This is a genomic window from Streptomyces sp. NPDC039462 (assembly GCF_055639375.1).
Map to the genome: position 1 here is coordinate 241,990 of NZ_JBVKAO010000006.1, position 17,304 is coordinate 259,293.

The following is a 17,304-nucleotide window of genomic DNA, read 5'->3' on the forward strand; positions in this document are numbered from 1 at the left end:
GACCGGGGAGGCGCGCTCGCGCCTCCCCGGTTCGTTTGGCGGGGTGTGAGCGAGAAGAACCGTGAGGAAAAGCGATCGGCCCGCGCGCGGATGGCGGCAGAGCGAGAGCGGCAGAAGGCCCGCGACAAGCGGCGCAGGGCGCTGATCGTGAGCGCCGCGGTGGTCGGTGTCCTCGGCCTCGCCGCCGTGGTGGGGCTGCTCGCCGCCAATGCCGGCGACGACAAGAGCGACGCGGCGGGGCCGGTGGTCGCGCCCAAGGGCGCGGGCGACAAGGACGGGCCGACGATCCCCGTCGGCAAGGACAGCGCCAAGTCGACCCTCACCATCTGGGAGGACTTCCGCTGCCCGGCCTGCAAGCAGTTCGAGGACGGCTTCCGCTCGACGATCCACGAGCTCGCCGACAAGGGGCAGCTCAAGGTGGAGTACCACCTGGCCACCCTCATCGACGGGAACATGGGAGGCAGCGGCTCCCGCCGCTCGGCCAACGCCGCGGCCTGCGCCCAGGACGCCGGCAAGTTCACCCCGTACCACGACGTGCTCTTCAAGAACCAGCCCCCGGAGCCCGACGACGCGTTCGGCAAGAACAGCAGGCTGATCGAGCTCGCCGGTGAGGTCGACGGACTGGTGACCGACTCCTTCAAGAAGTGCGTCGAGGACGGCACGCACGACAGCTGGGTCGACAAGTCCAACAAGGCCTTCCAGGACGCGAAGCTGCGCGGCACCCCCACCGTGAAGCTCGACGGCAAGGACATCTTCGGGGACCCGCAGAAGCCGCTGACGCCCCAGAAGCTGAAGCAACTGGTGGAAGCGGCGAACCGCTCGTGACGCCCGGGGGCGGCGGCCCTCCTGTTATGCACCCGTAGCCGGACCGGTTGCCGCCCCCGACGCCCGGCACGATAGCGTCGGTCGTGTCATGGACCTTGCCTTCATTCCCAGTCCGTCGCGCGGTGTGGTCGAACTAGGACCCATCCCGTTGCGCGGCTACGCGTTCTGCATCATCATCGGCGTCTTCGTAGCCGTCTGGCTCGGCAACAAGCGGTGGATCGCTCGCGGGGGCCGGTCAGGCACCGTGGCCGACATCGCCGTGTGGGCCGTGCCGTTCGGCCTCGTCGGCGGGCGTCTCTACCACGTGATCACGGACTACCAGCTGTACTTCAGCGACGGCCGTGACTGGGTGGACGCCTTCAAGATCTGGGAGGGCGGCCTCGGCATCTGGGGCGCGATCGCGCTCGGTGCCGTCGGCGCCTGGATCGGCTGCCGCCGCCGCGGCATCCCGCTGCCGGCCTGGGCCGACGCGCTGGCCCCCGGCATCGCCCTCGCGCAGGCCATCGGCCGCTGGGGCAACTGGTTCAACCAGGAGCTGTACGGCAAGCCCACGGACGTGCCCTGGGCGCTGAAGATCACCTCCGCCGAGGACGGCCGGGTCCCCGGCACGTACCACCCCACCTTCCTGTACGAGTCGCTGTGGTGCATCGGCGTCGCCGTCCTGGTCATCTGGGCCGACCGCCGCTTCAAGCTCGGACACGGCCGGGCGTTCGCGCTGTACGTCGCCTCGTACTGCGCCGGGCGCGGCTGGATCGAGTACATGCGGGTCGACGACGCGCACCACGTGCTCGGCCTCCGGCTGAACGTGTGGACCGCCATCGTGGTCTTCCTCCTGGCGGTCGTCTACTTCGTGGTGTCGGCGAAGACCCGCCCCGGACGCGAGGAGATCGTCGAGCCGGGCGCCGAGCCCGCGGTCGACGGCGGTGACTCCGTGAAGCTCACCAAGGGCGAGACGGACGCCGAGGCCGAGAAGGAGTCCGAGAGCAAGCCCGAGGGCGAGAAGGACTCCGCCGACGGGGCGAAGTCCTCGGCCGAGCCGAAGAGCTGAGGCTCGCTCCTCGGACGCGCACGCATGGTGAAGGGCCGTCGGATCGGGTGATCCGGCGGCCCTTCGCGTGGGCGGTCACACCCTGTGGGCCAGCGCCAGGACGCGCCGCGCGCCCTCCACCACCGCCTTGTCCACGAAGCGGCCGTCCGGCAGCGCCAGGGCGCCCTCGTCCGTCGCGGCCGCCTTGGTGATCTCCTCCGCCCGCTCGATCTCCTCCGGGGTGGGGAGATAGGCCCGCTCGATGACCGGGAGCTGACGGGGGTGGATCGCCGCGCGGCCGAGGAAGCCGAGGGCGCGGCCCCGGGCGCAGGAGGCGGCGAGCCCGTCCAGGTCACGGATGTCCGGGTGGACCGACTGGGCGGGCGGCGCCAGGCCCGCCGCCCGCGCGGCCACCACCACCCGGGAGCGCGCCCAGTCGAGGCCCGTCTCCTCGCGCATCCCCAGGTCCGCGCGGAGGTCGGCCTCGCCGAGGGAGATGCCGCGCAGGGCCGGGTGCGCGGTGGCGATGGCGTAGGCGTGCTCCAGGCCGAGCGCCGACTCGACGAGCGCGTGGAGGGCGAGGGCGCCGCCGTCGGCGGGCACCGCGCGCTCGGCGACGCGGATGACCTCGGCGCGCGAGGTGACCTTGGGCAGGCGCAGTCCTGCCAGGCCGGGGAGCGGGGCGAGGGCGCGGAGGTCGACCTCGGCGAGCGGGCCGTCCAGGGCGTTCACGCGGACGTGGACGGGGACAGGGGACGGCCGGGGCTCGGAGAGCAGTTCGGCCGTCGCCGCTCTCGCATACTCCTTGCGGTCGGGGGCGACCGCGTCCTCCAGGTCGACGATCACCGCGTCGGCGCCCGCGGTCAGGGCCTTGGCGACCACCTCGGGCCGGTCCCCGGGCACGTACAGCCAGGTCAGGGGGGAGTGGACGGTCACAGCGCGCCCTCCTTGCGCAGGGTGGTGATCTCCCGTTCGGTCAGGCCGAGTTCGGTCAGGACGGCGTCCGTGTCGGCGCCGTGCGGGCGGCCCGCCCAGTGGATCGCGCCGGGGGTCGCGGAGAGGCGGAAGAGGATGTTCTGCATGCGCAGCGGGCCGAGTTCCGGGTCGTCGACCGTGGTGAGCGTGGAGAGGGCCGCGTACTGGGGATCGGTCATGACGTCGCGTACGTCCTGGATGGGAGCGACCGCGGCCTCCGCCTTCTCGAACGCCTCGATCACCTCGGCGCGGGTGTGCCGGGCGATCCAGCCGCCGACCGCCTCGTCGAGGACGTCGGCGTGGCGCGCCCGGTCCGCGCCGGTGGCGAACCACGGCTCCGCGATCAGGTCGGGGCGGCCGACCAGGCGCATCAGGCGTTCCGCGATCGACTGGGCGGAGGTGGAGACGGCGACCCAACTCCCGTCCGCCGTGCGGTAGGTGTTGCGTGGCGCGTTGTTCGTGGAGCGGTTGCCGGTGCGGGGCTGTACGTGGCCCAGCTGGTCGTACCAGAGCGGCTGGGGGCCGAGGACCGTGAGGATCGGCTCGATGATCGCCATGTCGACGACCTGGCCCTCGCCCGTGCGGTCGCGGGCCGCGAGGGCCGTCATCACCGCGTACGCCGTCGCCAGGCCCGCGATCGAGTCGGCGAGGCCGAACGGCGGCAGGGTCGGCGGCCCCTCCGGCTCCCCGGTGATCGCGGCGAAGCCGCTCATCGCCTCGGCGAGCGTGCCGAAGCCGGGGCGCCGGGAGTACGGCCCGAACTGGCCGAAGCCGGTGACGCGGGTCAGGACCAGGCACGGATTGGCGGCGTGCAGCTCGGGCCAGCCCAGGTCCCACTTCTCCAGGGTGCCGGGGCGGAAGTTCTCGACGATCACGTCGGCGGTGGCGGCCAGGCGCAGCAGGGTCTCGCGGCCGCCGGGCGTCGACAGGTCGAGGGTCATCGTGCGCTTGTTGCGGCCGAGCAGCTTCCACCACAGACCGACGCCGTCCTTCGACGGGCCGTGGCCGCGGGACGGGTCGGGGCGCGAGGGGTGCTCGACCTTGATGACCTCGGCGCCGAAGTCGCCGAGCATCGTGGCGGCGAGGGGGCCCGCGAAGAGGGTGGCGAGGTCGAGGACGCGGAGGCCGGTGAGGGGGGCGGTCATGACGCGGCACCCGGCTGCCCGGCGGCCCTGTCGATCTCCTTGCGGTACGGCATGGACGACGAGGCCCCCGGGCGCTGCACGGCGAGCGCCGCCGCCGATGTCGCCCAACGGAGCGCGTCGGGAGGTGAGTTGCCCTCGGCGAGCGCCACGGCGAGGGTGCCCGCGAAGGTGTCGCCCGCGCCGGTGGTGTCGACCGCGGTGACCTGCTGGGCGGGAACGATGATCGGTTCGGTGCCGCGCGCCGCGTACAGGCTGCCGCGAGAGCCGAGGGTGATGACGACCTCGGGCACCTGGGAGAGCAGGGCCCCGGCGGCGGCCCGCGGGTCGTCGGCGATGCCGGTGAGGGCGGCGGCCTCGTGTTCGTTGGGCAGCAACAGGTCGATGGCGGCGAGGAGTTCGGGAGGCAGGGGCTGGGCCGGGGCGGGGGTGAGGACGGTGCGGACGCCGTGGCGCCGGGCGGCCCGTGCGGCGGCGATGACCCCTTCCAGTGGCACCTCCAACTGGAGCAGCAGGGCGTCGGCGGAGGCGATCAGGCTCTCGTCGCCGGGGCCGAGGGCGGTGACGGTGCCGTTGGCGCCGGGGATCACGACGATCGCGTTGCCGCCCTCGTCGTCGACGACGATGTGCGCGGTGCCGGTGGGCGTCTCGACGGTGCGCAGGAGGTCCGTGTCGACGCCGGAGTGCTCCAGGCTGGAGCGGATCGTGCTGCCGTGGGCGTCGGTGCCGACCGCGCCGATCAGGGTGACGGTGGCGCCCGCGCGGGCCGCCGCGACGGCCTGGTTGGCGCCCTTGCCGCCGGGCGCGGTGCGGAACTCGCGGCCGGTCACGGTCTCGCCGCGGCGCGGCGCCTCGGCGACGTACGCGACGAGATCCATGTTGGCGCTGCCGAGAACGGCGATGTGGGGCGTGGGGCTCATGGGCGGGGTGCCTCCCGGGCGGTGAGTGCGGTGGTGAGGTCTGCGAGGGTGTCGAAGCCGATGCCGTCGAAGTCGCCCACGGACGTGGCGAGCCGGTTCTTCAGGGGCGCCGTCCAGCGGTCGGGGAGCGCGTCGGGGTGGCCGGCGAGCAGGCCCGCGACCGATCCGGCGGTGGCGCCGTTGGAGTCGGTGTCCCAGCCGCCGGAGACGGCACGGGTGATGGAGCCGGTGAAGTCGCCGTCGGCGTGGGTGAGGGCGGCGGCGAGGAGCGCGGCGTTGGGGATGACGTGGACCCAGTGGTGGGTGGCGTAGCGCGCGTGGAGGTGGTCGACGACGCCATCGAATTCCCGTGTGTCGTACGCCAGTTGAACGGCATGGCGGACGGCTTCGGCCAGGCGCGAATCGGCCGGTACGACGGACAGGCCGGCCCGCAGACAGGTGTGGACGTCGGCGGTGCCGCCCGCCGCCGCGGCGATCGTGGCCGCCGCGAACTCGGCGCCGTGCACGCCGTTCGCCGTGTGGGTCAGGGCCGCGTCCCTGCGGGCCTGTGCGGCGGCCGCGCCGGGGGCCCCGGGGTTGGTCCAGCCGTGCATGTCGGCCCGGATCAGGGCGCCGATCCACTCGCGGAACGGGTTGTGGTGGGTGGCGGTGTGCGGGGGTTCGATGCCCTGGAGGAGGTTGCGGTAGGCGACGCGCTCGGCGGTGAAGGTGCGGCCGGCGGGGAGCTCGTCGAGCCAGAGCCGTGCCACGTCCTCGGTGGTGAAGTCCTTTCCGTGGCGCTGGATGAGGAGCAGGTTCAGGAGGGGGTAGTTGAGGTCGTCGTCCTCGGGCATGCCGTCGATGTTCTCGGCGAGGGAGGTCGGCGCGGAACGCCTGTTCCAGGGGTACGCCGCCCTGAGCCCGGGCGGCACGCCCCGTTCGGTGAACCAGGTGTGCAGGGGCCAGTTGCCCGCTGCCCGGGCGAGGCTCCGGATGCCTTCCAGGGGGAGTTTCTCCACCGGTTTGCCGAGGAGGCAGCCCGCGGCTCTGCCGAGCCAGGCGGCGTGGAGGCGGGACCGCAGGTCGGCCGGGGCGGGAGCGTCACTGACAGGTGCTCGGCGTGGCACGTCTGCCTCCGCCGGGGCCAACCGGTCCAGCTCGTCGAGGAGTTGGTACGCGAGTGCGCGGAGGTGAGGCGGGGCGGGGGAGGGGGACGCGCCCGCGCGGGGTGGGGGCAGGTGGCCGCCTGCGGCGAGCCAGCGGGCGCGGACCGCCGTGATGTCGCGGCCGTCCTGTTCCGCCTGGCGGAGTTCGTGGCCGATCAGGTCCTCCGGCTGGACCCACGTCAGGCGGATCACCGGTCGGCCGTCAGGGCCGCGAACGCGGACTCGTGGGCGCGGCGCCGGCGTACGTCACGGGCGAAGACCTCCTCGGCCACCGCCGTGAGCACGGTCGCCGGGGCGTGCAGGTCGAGGCGGCTGGCCTCGGCGACGCGCTTGGCCCAGTCGGCGGGGACCGCCTCCGCGCCGCGCAGCGCGCCGACGATCGCGCCGCTCATCGTCGCGATGGAGTCGCAGTCGCGGCCGTAGTTGACCGACCCGAGCACGGTGCGGCGGTAGTCGGCCTCGCCGACCAGGAGCATGCCGAGGGCCACGGGGAGCTCTTCGACGGAGTGCAGGCGGGAGGGGCGGCGGGCGCTCAGGGACGGGGCGCGGTAGTCCGGGCCGACCGTGTCGAAGGGGGCGACGGCGGCCCGGACCGGAGCCAGGGCCGTCTCGAAGTCCCGGTGCTGCGCGGCGACTTCGGCCACCGCCTCGATCGCCGCGCGCGTCCCGTCCTTCGCCAGGGACAGGCAGGTTGCGACCACGGAGTCCGCGGTGGCGCCGGGCGCGCAGGCCGCCGCCACGGCCGCCGCGAAGACACCCGCGGCCTCCCTGCCGTACGAGGACTGGTGGGCGCCCGCGATGTCGATGGCCTCGGCGTACGCGGCCTGCGGGTTCGCGGCGTTGACCAGGCCGACCGGCGCCATGTACATCGCCGCGCCGCAGTTGACGATGTTCCCCGCACCGGCCTCGCGCGGGTCGACGTGGCCGTAGTGGAGACGGGCGACGAGCCACTTCTCGGCGAGGAAGATCCGGTGCAGGGGGAGCGCGTCGGCCTCCAGCTCGGGGATCCAGCGCGGGGTCGTCATCAGGTCGGGGACGAGGTGGTCGGCCACGGCGTACGCGTCGAGGTGGTCGCGGACCGCCGCGTACACGCGGACGAGCGCGTGCGTCATGAGGGTGTCGTCGGTGACGTGTCCGTCGCCCTTGTGGTACGGCGCGATGGGGCGGGCCGTACGCCAGTCGTCGCCGTTCCAGGGGCCGACGATGCCGTGCACGCGGCCCCCGTGCCGCTCGGTGATCTGTTCGGGCGCGTACCCCTCGACGGGCCCGCCGAGCGCGTCGCCGACCGCGGCTCCGACGAGGCTGCCCGCGATGCGGTCGGACAGGGACAGCTCGGTTCGTGGCGTCTCAGGACGTGGCGTCATGGTCGTCATGCCGGAATTGTCCACCTGGAGTGGCCAGTTCCGTGTCTGCCAGGTGACCGGCGAGTTCCACCAGGTCGGTGCCCGCGAGACGGGGCAGCGCACAGCCCGAGAGGGTGCGGCAGGCGTCCCGCCAGGCCCCGGGGATCGCGGCCGCCGTGCCGAGGACGCCGGTGAGCGCCCCCGCGAGCGCGGGCGCCGAGTCCGCGACGCGCGACAGGCACGCGGCGGCGGGTACCGCCTCCCGGATGCGGCCGCGCGCGGCGGTGGCCAGGGCGAGGGCGACCGGCACGGTCTCGGCCGCGGCGATGCCGTAGCTGTAGACGTGGTCGACGATCTGGTGCTCCAGGAGCGGTACGAGGGCGAAGGCGCCGTCGTCCGCCTGGGCGCGGGCCGTCTTCACGGCGTGCCGGGCGTTCCTGCCGATCTCCGTGTGCTCCGGGAGCTGGTCGAGCGCGCACTCCACCGCGGCGTCGACGTCGGCCCCCGCGAGCGCGGCGGAGAGCGCGGCGGCCATCGCGCGGGCGCCGTGCGTGCCGTCGCCGTCCTGGGTGTAGCGGGCGTCGAACTCCGCGAGCGCGGCGGCCCGTTCGGGGTCGCCGGGGTGGACAAGGGCCAGCACGCAGGCGCGTACGCAGGCCGCGTCGTCGAAGTAGTGCGGGTTGTCGTGGCCGGTGGCGGGCGGGCGCAGGCCCGCGGCGAGGTTGCCGAGGCCCGCGCGGACGGAGATGCGGGCGCGCAGCGGGAGGACCGCGGACTCGACCTCGGGGGCGCGGGCCGCGGCGGCGGCGATCTCGGCCGCGAGGGTGTTCCAGGAGAGGTCGAGCGCTGCGCGGACGCGGCGGTCCGGGCTCAGGGCGGCGCTGAGGGTGCCGTCCGCGGCGCGGAGCAGGGACTCGGCGGTGAAGGCCGCCCATTCGGCGTCGTCCGAGGGGCCGAGGCGGAGGGGTTCGGGGGACTGGTTCAGGGCGATGGGGACGGGGAGGGTGGTCGTGGCGTTCTGCTCGGCGAAGGTGTCGAGTTCGCGGGTGAGTCTTCGTGTCCACTCCGGCATGCGCGCGGCGCGGTGTCTGGCGGCGGGCCACCCTGCGGCGTCGCCTGCCGCGAGGCCCAGCAGGAGCGCTTCGGCGGGGGGCGCCTCGCTTCGGTTGGGGCCTCCGTCATCGGCGCTCGGCACCGGGGGCTGTGCCCACCCTCCCCCAAGCTCTCGGCTGCGCTCGACCAGGGGGGACCCCCATCGCCGTGCGGAACGCCTGCCCACAGCGGGAGCGGCGGGCTTGCCCGCAGCGGGGACGGTACTCATCACGTTTCCCCGTTCGGTGTCAGCAGGTCTGCCACGTCCAGTACGTGGTGGCCCCGTATGGAAGGGAGGCAGGTGCCGCGGGCCGGGACGATCGCGGCGGACCAGGGCTGGGGGATCGCCGCTGCGCCGCACGTCGCGCCCGCGAGCGCGCCCGCGACCGCCGCCGTCGTGTCGGCGTCGCGGCCCATGTTCACCGCCGTGAGCACCGCGCAGCGGAAGTCGCCGCGCGCCGCCGCGTACGCCCCGAACGCGAGGCCGACCGCTTCCGGCGCGAGGTCCGTCCAGGGGTAGCCGCCGATGACCACCGCCGAACGGACCGCCCGCTCGCCGCGGTGCGCGACCGCCACCGCGCGGCGCAGCGAGCGGGCCGTCCAGCTGTCGTCCGGGATGACGGAGAGAGCCGCCGTCACCACGGCGTCCACGCGCGCTCCCGCCATGGCCGCCGCGACGCCCGCCGCCACCGCCCGGCCGCCGTGGATGCCCTCGCCGTCATGGCTGACGGAGCCGTCGATCGCGACGAGGCGGGCCGCCTCGTCCGGGCGGCCCGCCGCGAAGACGCCGAAGGGCGCGGCCCGCATCGCGAGGCCGTCGCTCCACGCGTGCCTGTGCTGGGCGGAGATGGGGGCGGCGAGGCCCCTGCGCAGGTTCTCCAGGGTGCCGCGCTCGCTGAAGCCCGCGCCCCGGAACGGGCCTTCGTCGAGGTCGGCGATCCACTGGTGCCAGGCCGTCTCGACGTGGGCGACCGTCAGTGCCGAGCCGTGCCGGGCGAGCAGGAGCCCGGAGAAGATCGCGTACTCGGTGTCGTCGGTGCCGGCCGGGTGTTCGGCGACGTAACCCGTGATGCGGCCCCAGCGGCGGCGGATCTCGGACGGCTTCATGTTCTCGGCGGGGGCGCCGAGCGCGTCGCCGACCGCGAGGCCGAGCAGGGCGCCGCGCGCCCGCTCGCGGAGGTCGTCGGCGTCGCCGGGCGCCGGGACCGAGGGAACGCATGCGGTGGACGCCATGCCGAGCCTCCCTTGTGCGGGCCGCCGGCTGCGCGCGGACCGCGGACGGAGCGTGAACCGCTGGATGCGGTTGCTTGGTGCATCTCTGCCACGCGGGGTGCTCACACGAGCATGTGCGGGCTCAGATCACTCCTTCGCCGACTTCCCGCAGGAGCCTTCGAAGGGTGCGTTTTCGCAGGTAAGTACGGCCTTCCTTGCTGGCGAGAGATTTTTTTCGCGCGTACTTTCGAGATCGTCCACGCACGAAAGAGGGGGTCCACCATGGCGATCATCGAGACCGAGGCGACGCTGCACGAGGCGCACCGCGACAACCACACCCACCGCGACGTGAACGGTGGCTGGCTGCGTCCGGCGGTCTTCGGGGCGATGGACGGACTCGTCTCCAACCTCGCGCTGATGACCGGTGTCGCGGGCGGCGCGGTCTCGCGGGAGACCATCGTCATCACCGGCCTGGCGGGGCTCGCCGCCGGTGCCTTCTCCATGGCGGCCGGTGAGTACACCTCCGTGGCCTCCCAGCGCGAGCTCGTCGAGGCCGAGCTGGACGTGGAGCGGCGCGAGCTGCGCAAGCACCCCGCGGACGAGGAGAAGGAGCTCGCCGAGCTGTACGCGTCGCGCGGCGTCGAGCCCGAGCTGGCCCGCGAGGTCGCCCGGCAGCTCTCCAAGGACCCCGAGCAGGCCCTGGAGATCCACGCCCGCGAGGAGCTCGGCATCGACCCCGGCGACCTGCCCTCGCCGGCCGTCGCCGCGGTGTCGTCCTTCGGCTCCTTCGCGCTGGGCGCCCTGCTCCCCGTACTGCCGTATCTGCTCGGCGCCACCGTGCTGTGGCCCGCCCTGCTGCTCGCGCTCATCGGGCTCTTCGCCTGTGGCGCGGTGGTGGCCAAGGTGACCGCGAGGTCCTGGTGGTTCAGCGGTCTGCGGCAGCTCGCGCTCGGTGGAGCGGCGGCCGGTGTGACGTACGCCCTGGGCAGCTTGTTCGGTACCGCCGTAGGATGAGCCGCTGCAGGTCTATACGGGACCTTGCATAAGTAGCCGTTACTCGGCGGTTTCGACACCGTGACCACTGGGCATGAGCCGTAAGCGCTGCGGGCAATGAGGCCTGTGTCGCTACGGACCTTCGGTCATGGATCTGTCCGCAATGGTCCCGAGGGTCCCCCTCCGGAACGAGCGGGTACCCCTCCGAACCGCTCCACACCTCCGCGAGCGGTGTCCACATGATGGAATGAACTATCCGCTTTTCGAGAAGCGTTCCATCATGTAATCTGCACGAAATTTTGCCAGGGCCAACGTCGTCCCTTGCCACATGTAGTTGCCTCGACGACGACGGGAGTGCCGATGCGTACCCACGCCTGGTCGCCCATGGACGGTCGCCCCGCCCCCCAGGGGCTGTACGACCCCCGCAACGAACACGACGCCTGCGGCGTCGGTTTCGTGGCCACCCTCACCGGTGTGGCCAGCCATGAACTGGTCGAACAGGCGCTGACCGTACTGCGCAATCTCGAGCACCGCGGCGCCACCGGCTCCGAGCCGGACTCGGGTGACGGTGCGGGCATCCTGCTCCAGGTCCCGGACGCCTTCCTCCGCGAAGTGGCCGGATTCCAGCTCCCCGAGGCCGGTGCCTACGCCGTCGGCATCGCCTTCCTGCCCGTGGACACCGCCGGCACCACCGACGGAGCCGTCTCACAGATCGAGACGATCGCCTCCGAAGAGGGCCTCACCGTCCTCGGCTGGCGCGACGTCCCCGTCGCCCCCGAGCTGCTCGGCGCCACCGCCCGCTCGACGATGCCCGTCTTCCGGCAGATCTTCGTCGCCGACGGCGAGACCACCGGTCTCGAGCTGGACCGCAAGGCGTTCCTGCTCCGCAAGCGCGCCGAGCGCGAGGCCGGGACGTACTTCCCCTCGCTCTCGTCCCGCACCATCGTCTACAAGGGCATGCTGACCACCGGCCAGCTGGAGCCCTTCTTCCCGGACCTGTCCGACCGCCGCTTCGCCACGGCCGTCGCGCTCGTCCACTCCCGCTTCTCGACGAACACGTTCCCGAGCTGGCCGCTCGCGCACCCGTACCGCTTCGTCGCGCACAACGGCGAGATCAACACGGTCAAGGGCAACCGCAACTGGATGCGCGCCCGCGAGTCGCAGCTCGCCTCCGACCTCTTCGGGAGCCAGGAGAAGCTGGACCGGATCTTCCCCGTCTGTACGCCGGACGCCTCCGACTCCGCGTCCTTCGACGAGGTCCTCGAACTCCTGCACCTCGGCGGCCGCTCCCTGCCGCACTCCGTGCTGATGATGATCCCGGAGGCCTGGGAGAACCACGCCTCCATGGACCCGGCACGCCGCGCCTTCTACCAGTACCACTCCACGATGATGGAGCCCTGGGACGGCCCGGCCTGCGTCACCTTCACCGACGGCACCCAGGTCGGCGCGGTCCTCGACCGCAACGGCCTGCGCCCCGGCCGCTACTGGGTCACCGACGACGGCCTCGTCGTCCTCGGCTCCGAGGTCGGCGTCCTCGACATCGACCCCGCGAAGGTCGTCCGCAAGGGCCGCCTCCAGCCCGGCCGGATGTTCCTCGTCGACACCGCCGAGCACCGCATCGTCGAGGACGACGAGATCAAGGCCGCCCTCGCCGCCGAGAAGCCGTACCAGGAGTGGCTGGAGGCCGGCGAGATCGAGTTGTCCGACCTGCCCGAGCGCGAGCACATCGTGCACACGCACGCCTCCGTCACGCGCCGCCAGCAGACCTTCGGCTACACCGAGGAAGAGCTGCGCATCATCCTCGCGCCGATGGCCAAGACCGGCGGCGAACCGCTCGGCTCCATGGGCACGGACACGCCCATCGCGGCCCTCTCCGAGCGCCCGCGCCTCATCTTCGACTACTTCACGCAGCTGTTCGCGCAGGTCACCAACCCGCCGCTGGACGCCATCCGTGAAGAGCTCGTCACCTCGCTGCACAGCTCGTTGGGCCCGCAGGGCAACCTGCTCGACCCGACCGCCGCGTCGTGCCGCAGCGTCACCCTGCCCTTCCCGGTGATCGACAACGACGAGCTGGCCAAGCTCATCCACATCAACGCCGACGGCGACATGCCCGGCATGAAGGCCGCCACGCTCTCCGGCCTCTACCGCGTCGGCGGTGGCGGCACCGCGCTCGCCGCCCGCATCGACGAGATCTGCGCCGAGGCCGACGCCGCCATCGAGGCCGGCGCCCGCCTGATCGTGCTCTCCGACCGGCACTCCGACGCCGAGCACGCGCCGATCCCCTCGCTGCTGCTCACCTCGGCCGTCCACCACCACCTCATCCGCACCAAGCAGCGCACCCAGGTGGGCCTGCTGGTCGAGGCGGGCGACGTCCGCGAGGTCCACCACGTGGCCCTCCTCATCGGCTACGGCGCCGCGGCAGTCAACCCGTACCTCGCGATGGAGTCCGTCGAGGACCTCGTCCGCGCCGGAACGTTCCTGCCCGGCATCGAGCCCGAGCAGGCCATCCGCAACCTGATCTACGCCCTCGGCAAGGGCGTCCTGAAGGTCATGTCCAAGATGGGCATCTCCACCGTCGCCTCCTACCGCGGCGCCCAGGTCTTCGAGGCCATCGGTCTCGACCAGGCCTTCGTGGAGCGGTACTTCAGCGGGACGACCACGAAGATCGGCGGCGCCGGCCTCGACGTCATCGCCCAGGAGGTCGCCGCCCGGCACGCCAAGGCCTACCCGGCCTCCGGCATCCCCTCGGCGCACCGCGCCCTCGACATCGGCGGCGAGTACCAGTGGCGCCGCGAGGGCGAGCCGCACCTGTTCGACCCGGAGACGGTGTTCCGCCTCCAGCACTCGACGCGCAACCGCCGCTACGACATCTTCAAGCAGTACACGGGCCGCGTGAACGAGCAGTCCGAGCGCCTGATGACGCTGCGCGGCCTCTTCGGCTTCAAGAGCGGCCGGCAGCCGATCTCCATCGACGAGGTCGAGCCCGCCTCCGAGATCGTCAAGCGGTTCTCCACCGGCGCCATGTCGTACGGCTCCATCTCCAAGGAGGCGCACGAGACCCTCGCCATCGCCATGAACCAGCTGGGCGGCAAGTCCAACACCGGTGAGGGCGGCGAGGACGCCGAGCGCCTGTACGACCCCGCGCGCCGCTCCTCCATCAAGCAGGTGGCGTCCGGCCGCTTCGGCGTGACCAGCGAGTACCTCGTCAACGCCGACGACATCCAGATCAAGATGGCGCAGGGCGCCAAGCCCGGCGAGGGCGGCCAGCTGCCCGGCCACAAGGTGTACCCGTGGGTCGCCAAGACGCGGCACTCGACGCCCGGCGTCGGCCTCATCTCGCCGCCGCCGCACCACGACATCTACTCCATCGAGGACCTCGCCCAGCTGATCCACGACCTCAAGAACGCCAACCCGCAGGCCCGCATCCACGTGAAGCTGGTCTCCGAGGTCGGCGTCGGGACCGTGGCCGCCGGTGTGTCGAAGGCCCACGCGGACGTCGTCCTCATCTCCGGCCACGACGGCGGCACCGGCGCCTCCCCGCTGACCTCCCTCAAGCACGCGGGCGGCCCCTGGGAGCTCGGCCTCGCCGAGACCCAGCAGACCCTGCTGCTCAACGGTCTGCGCGACCGCATCGTCGTCCAGACCGACGGCCAGCTGAAGACCGGCCGCGACGTCGTCATCGCCGCGCTGCTCGGCGCCGAGGAGTTCGGTTTCGCGACCGCGCCGCTCGTCGTCTCCGGCTGCGTCATGATGCGCGTCTGCCACCTGGACACCTGCCCGGTCGGCATCGCCACGCAGAACCCGGAGCTGCGCGACCGCTTCTCCGGCAAGGCCGAGTACATCGTCAACTTCTTCGAGTTCATCGCCGAAGAGGTCCGCGAGCTCCTCGCCGAGCTCGGCTTCCGCTCCATCGAGGAGGCCGTCGGCCACGCCGAGCTGCTCGACACCGACAAGGCCGTCAGCCACTGGAAGGCGCAGGGCCTCGACCTGGAGCCGCTGTTCCACGTGCCGTCGCTGCCCGCGGGCGCCGTCCGGCACCAGATCACGGTCCAGGACCACGGCCTGGAGAAGGCGCTCGACAACGAGCTGATCAAGCTCGCCGCCGACGCGCTCGCCGCGAACAGCGCCACGGACGCCCACCCGGTCCGCGCGCAGGTCGCCATCCGCAACATCAACCGCACGGTCGGCACCATGCTCGGCCACGAGGTGACGAAGAAGTTCGGCGGCGCGGGTCTGCCCGACGACACCATCGACATCACCTTCACCGGCTCGGCGGGCCAGTCCTTCGGCGCGTTCGTGCCGCGCGGTGTGACGCTGCGCCTGGAGGGCGACGCCAACGACTACGTCGGCAAGGGCCTCTCCGGCGGCCGGATCATCGTCCGCCCGGACCGCGGCGCCGACCACCTCGCCGAGTACTCGACCATCGCGGGCAACACCATCGCGTACGGCGCGACCGGCGGCGAGCTGTTCCTGCGCGGCCGCACCGGCGAGCGCTTCTGCGTCCGCAACTCCGGCGCGACGGTGGTCTCCGAGGGCGTGGGCGACCACGGCTGCGAGTACATGACCGGCGGCCACGCGGTCGTCCTCGGCGAGACGGGCCGCAACTTCGCGGCCGGCATGTCCGGCGGCATCGCGTACGTCATCGACCTCGACCGCGACAACGTCAACGCCGGGAACCTCGCGGCCGTCGAACCCCTCGACGACACCGACAAGAAGTGGCTGCACGACGTCGTGCGCCGCCACCAGGAGGAGACGGGCTCGACCGTCGCCGAGAAGCTGCTCGCCGAGTGGGACACCGCCGTGGAGCGCTTCAGCAGGATCATCCCCAGGACGTACAAGGCAGTGCTCGCCGCCAAGGACGCCGCCGAGCGAGCGGGTCTCTCCGAGACCGAGATCACCGAGAAGATGATGGAGGCGGCGACCAATGGCTGATCCCAAGGGCTTTCTGAACCACGGCCGCGAGGTCGCGAAGACCCGCCCGGTCGAGGAGCGCGTCCGCGACTGGAACGAGGTCTACGTTCCCGGCTCCCTCCTCCCGATCATCTCCAAGCAGGCGTCGCGCTGCATGGACTGCGGCATCCCGTTCTGCCACAACGGCTGTCCGCTCGGAAACCTGATCCCGGAGTGGAACGACTACGCCTACCGCGAGGACTGGTCGGCCGCGCAGGAGCGGCTGCACGCCACCAACAACTTCCCGGAGTTCACGGGCCGCCTGTGCCCGGCCCCGTGCGAGTCGGCGTGCGTGCTCGGCATCAACCAGCCCGCCGTCACCATCAAGAACGTCGAGGTCTCGATCATCGACCAGGCCTGGGACCGCGGCGACGTCGCGCCCCAGGCCCCGGAGCGCCTCTCCGGCAAGACCGTCGCGGTCATCGGCTCGGGCCCGGCGGGCCTGGCCGCCGCCCAGCAGCTGACCCGGGCAGGCCACACGGTCGCCGTGTACGAGCGCGCCGACCGCATCGGCGGACTGCTGCGCTACGGCATCCCCGAGTTCAAGATGGAGAAGCGGCACATCAACCGCCGCATCGAGCAGATGCGCGCGGAGGGCACCAAGTTCCGCACCGGCGTGGAGATCGGCCGCGACATCGACGCGGCGAAGCTGCGCAGGCGCTACGACGCCGTCGTCATCGCCGCCGGTGCCACCACCGCCCGCGACCTGCCCGTCCCCGGCCGCGAGCTCAAGGGGATCTACCAGGCGATGGAGTACCTGCCCCTGGCCAACAAGGTCCAGGAGGGCGACTACGTCACCACGCCCGTCTCCGCCGAGGGCAAGCACGTCGTCGTCATCGGCGGCGGCGACACCGGCGCGGACTGCGTGGGCACCGCCCACCGCCAGGGCGCGGCCTCCGTGACCCAGCTGGAGATCATGCCGAGGCCGGGCGAGGACCGCGCCCCGCACCAGCCGTGGCCGACCTTCCCGATGCTGTACAAGGTCACCTCCGCGCACGAGGAGGGCGGCGAGCGGGTCTACTCCGTCTCGACCACGCACTTCGAGGGCGACGAGGACGGCAACGTCCAGTTCCTGCACCTCGTCGAGGTGGAGTTCGTCGACGGCAAGCTGACGCAGAAGCCGGGCACCGAGCGGAAGATCCCCGCCCAGCTCGTCACCCTCGCGATGGGCTTCACCGGCACGGACCGCGAGAACGGCCTCGTGGACCAGTTCGCCCTGGAGCTCGACGAGCGCGGGAACGTCGCGCGCGACGCCGACTTCCAGACGAACGTCCCCGGTGTCTTCGTCGCCGGTGACGCGGGCCGCGGCCAGTCGCTCATCGTGTGGGCGATCGCCGAGGGCCGCTCGGCCGCCCGCGGTGTGGACCGCTTCCTCACCGGTGCGAGTGATCTTCCCGCCCCGATCCGCCCGACGGACCGCTCCCTGACGGTCTGACCCGTACGGTTTCGGCCGTACGACCCCTCATACGTCCCGTACAACGGCGTACGGAACTGAGCGACGCCCGCCTCGTCCCCGACCGGACCTGGGCGGGCGTCGTTGCGTCCGCGCCCGGTTCTGGGGCCAGAGCGTTGCATGGGGCGCAATGCTATGAGCGTATGTTGCGTCACCCGCAACCCTCATCACGGTTCGGCCGCTTATCCCAATGGGTCTAGACCGCCTCCACCCGGTGTGACCACAAT

The 17,304-nt window shown here is 72.5% G+C and carries 12 protein-coding genes; 5 read left to right on the plus strand and 7 right to left on the minus strand.

Annotated features, from left to right (window positions below; all coding sequences use genetic code 11):
* The first annotated feature begins 45 nt into the window (after window positions 1-45).
* Entirely contained in the window at window positions 46-825 is a 780-nt protein-coding gene (locus ACZ7LU_RS29460) for a DsbA family protein (protein WP_398307291.1), read from the plus strand.
* Window positions 826-913: 88 nt separating this feature from the next.
* The gene (gene lgt / locus ACZ7LU_RS29465) at window positions 914-1,873 is read left to right on the plus strand and encodes a prolipoprotein diacylglyceryl transferase (protein ID WP_398307293.1); all 960 of its coding nucleotides are present in this window, start codon (window positions 914-916) and stop codon (window positions 1,871-1,873) included.
* Between the two features lie 75 nt (window positions 1,874-1,948).
* Here the strand turns inward: lgt and ACZ7LU_RS29470 are convergent, their stop codons facing one another.
* From ACZ7LU_RS29470 to ACZ7LU_RS29500, 7 genes are read right to left on the minus strand one after another with little or no spacing between them, the layout of a single operon-like run.
* Window positions 1,949-2,788, minus strand: a complete 840-nt coding sequence (locus ACZ7LU_RS29470; RefSeq protein WP_471116075.1) for an HpcH/HpaI aldolase/citrate lyase family protein — start codon at window positions 2,786-2,788, stop codon at window positions 1,949-1,951.
* Window positions 2,785-3,972: a CaiB/BaiF CoA transferase family protein gene (locus ACZ7LU_RS29475; RefSeq protein ID WP_471918469.1), complete on the minus strand. Its 1,188-nt coding sequence runs from the start codon at window positions 3,970-3,972 to the stop codon at window positions 2,785-2,787. The genes ACZ7LU_RS29470 and ACZ7LU_RS29475 overlap by 4 nt, the downstream gene beginning before the upstream one ends.
* Window positions 3,969-4,889 (minus strand): ribokinase, encoded by a 921-nt coding sequence (gene rbsK, locus ACZ7LU_RS29480; protein ID WP_471918470.1) that lies wholly within the window; start codon window positions 4,887-4,889, stop codon window positions 3,969-3,971. The genes ACZ7LU_RS29475 and rbsK overlap by 4 nt, the downstream gene beginning before the upstream one ends.
* Complete coding sequence (locus tag ACZ7LU_RS29485; protein WP_471918471.1) at window positions 4,886-6,226, minus strand: ADP-ribosylglycohydrolase family protein; 1,341 nt, start codon at window positions 6,224-6,226, stop codon at window positions 4,886-4,888. The genes rbsK and ACZ7LU_RS29485 overlap by 4 nt, the downstream gene beginning before the upstream one ends.
* A complete protein-coding gene (locus tag ACZ7LU_RS29490) occupies window positions 6,223-7,398 on the minus strand; it encodes an ADP-ribosylglycohydrolase family protein (RefSeq protein WP_471918605.1) in 1,176 nt (391 codons plus the stop codon). The genes ACZ7LU_RS29485 and ACZ7LU_RS29490 overlap by 4 nt, the downstream gene beginning before the upstream one ends.
* On the minus strand, window positions 7,382-8,698 hold the full coding sequence (locus ACZ7LU_RS29495; RefSeq protein ID WP_471918472.1) for an ADP-ribosylglycohydrolase family protein: 1,317 nt from the start codon (window positions 8,696-8,698) through the stop codon (window positions 7,382-7,384). Before ACZ7LU_RS29495 ends, ACZ7LU_RS29490 begins: the two co-directional genes overlap by 17 nt.
* Complete coding sequence (locus ACZ7LU_RS29500; protein ID WP_471918473.1) at window positions 8,698-9,702, minus strand: ADP-ribosylglycohydrolase family protein; 1,005 nt, start codon at window positions 9,700-9,702, stop codon at window positions 8,698-8,700. The genes ACZ7LU_RS29495 and ACZ7LU_RS29500 overlap by 1 nt, the downstream gene beginning before the upstream one ends.
* Window positions 9,703-9,963: 261 nt before the next feature.
* On the opposite strand from ACZ7LU_RS29500, the gene ACZ7LU_RS29505 reads away from it, so the two are divergent.
* The 3 genes from ACZ7LU_RS29505 to ACZ7LU_RS29515 all read left to right on the plus strand — a co-directional run bounded on the left by ACZ7LU_RS29505 (window position 9,964) and on the right by ACZ7LU_RS29515 (window position 17,059).
* On the plus strand, window positions 9,964-10,695 hold the full coding sequence (locus ACZ7LU_RS29505; RefSeq protein ID WP_398307306.1) for a VIT1/CCC1 transporter family protein: 732 nt from the start codon (window positions 9,964-9,966) through the stop codon (window positions 10,693-10,695).
* A 339-nt stretch (window positions 10,696-11,034) separates the two neighbouring features.
* Entirely contained in the window at window positions 11,035-15,606 is a 4,572-nt protein-coding gene (gltB, locus tag ACZ7LU_RS29510) for a glutamate synthase large subunit (RefSeq protein WP_471918474.1), read from the plus strand.
* Window positions 15,599-17,059, plus strand: a complete 1,461-nt coding sequence (locus ACZ7LU_RS29515; protein ID WP_468083666.1) for a glutamate synthase subunit beta — start codon at window positions 15,599-15,601, stop codon at window positions 17,057-17,059. The genes gltB and ACZ7LU_RS29515 overlap by 8 nt, the downstream gene beginning before the upstream one ends.
* The last annotated feature ends 245 nt before the right edge of the window (window positions 17,060-17,304 follow it).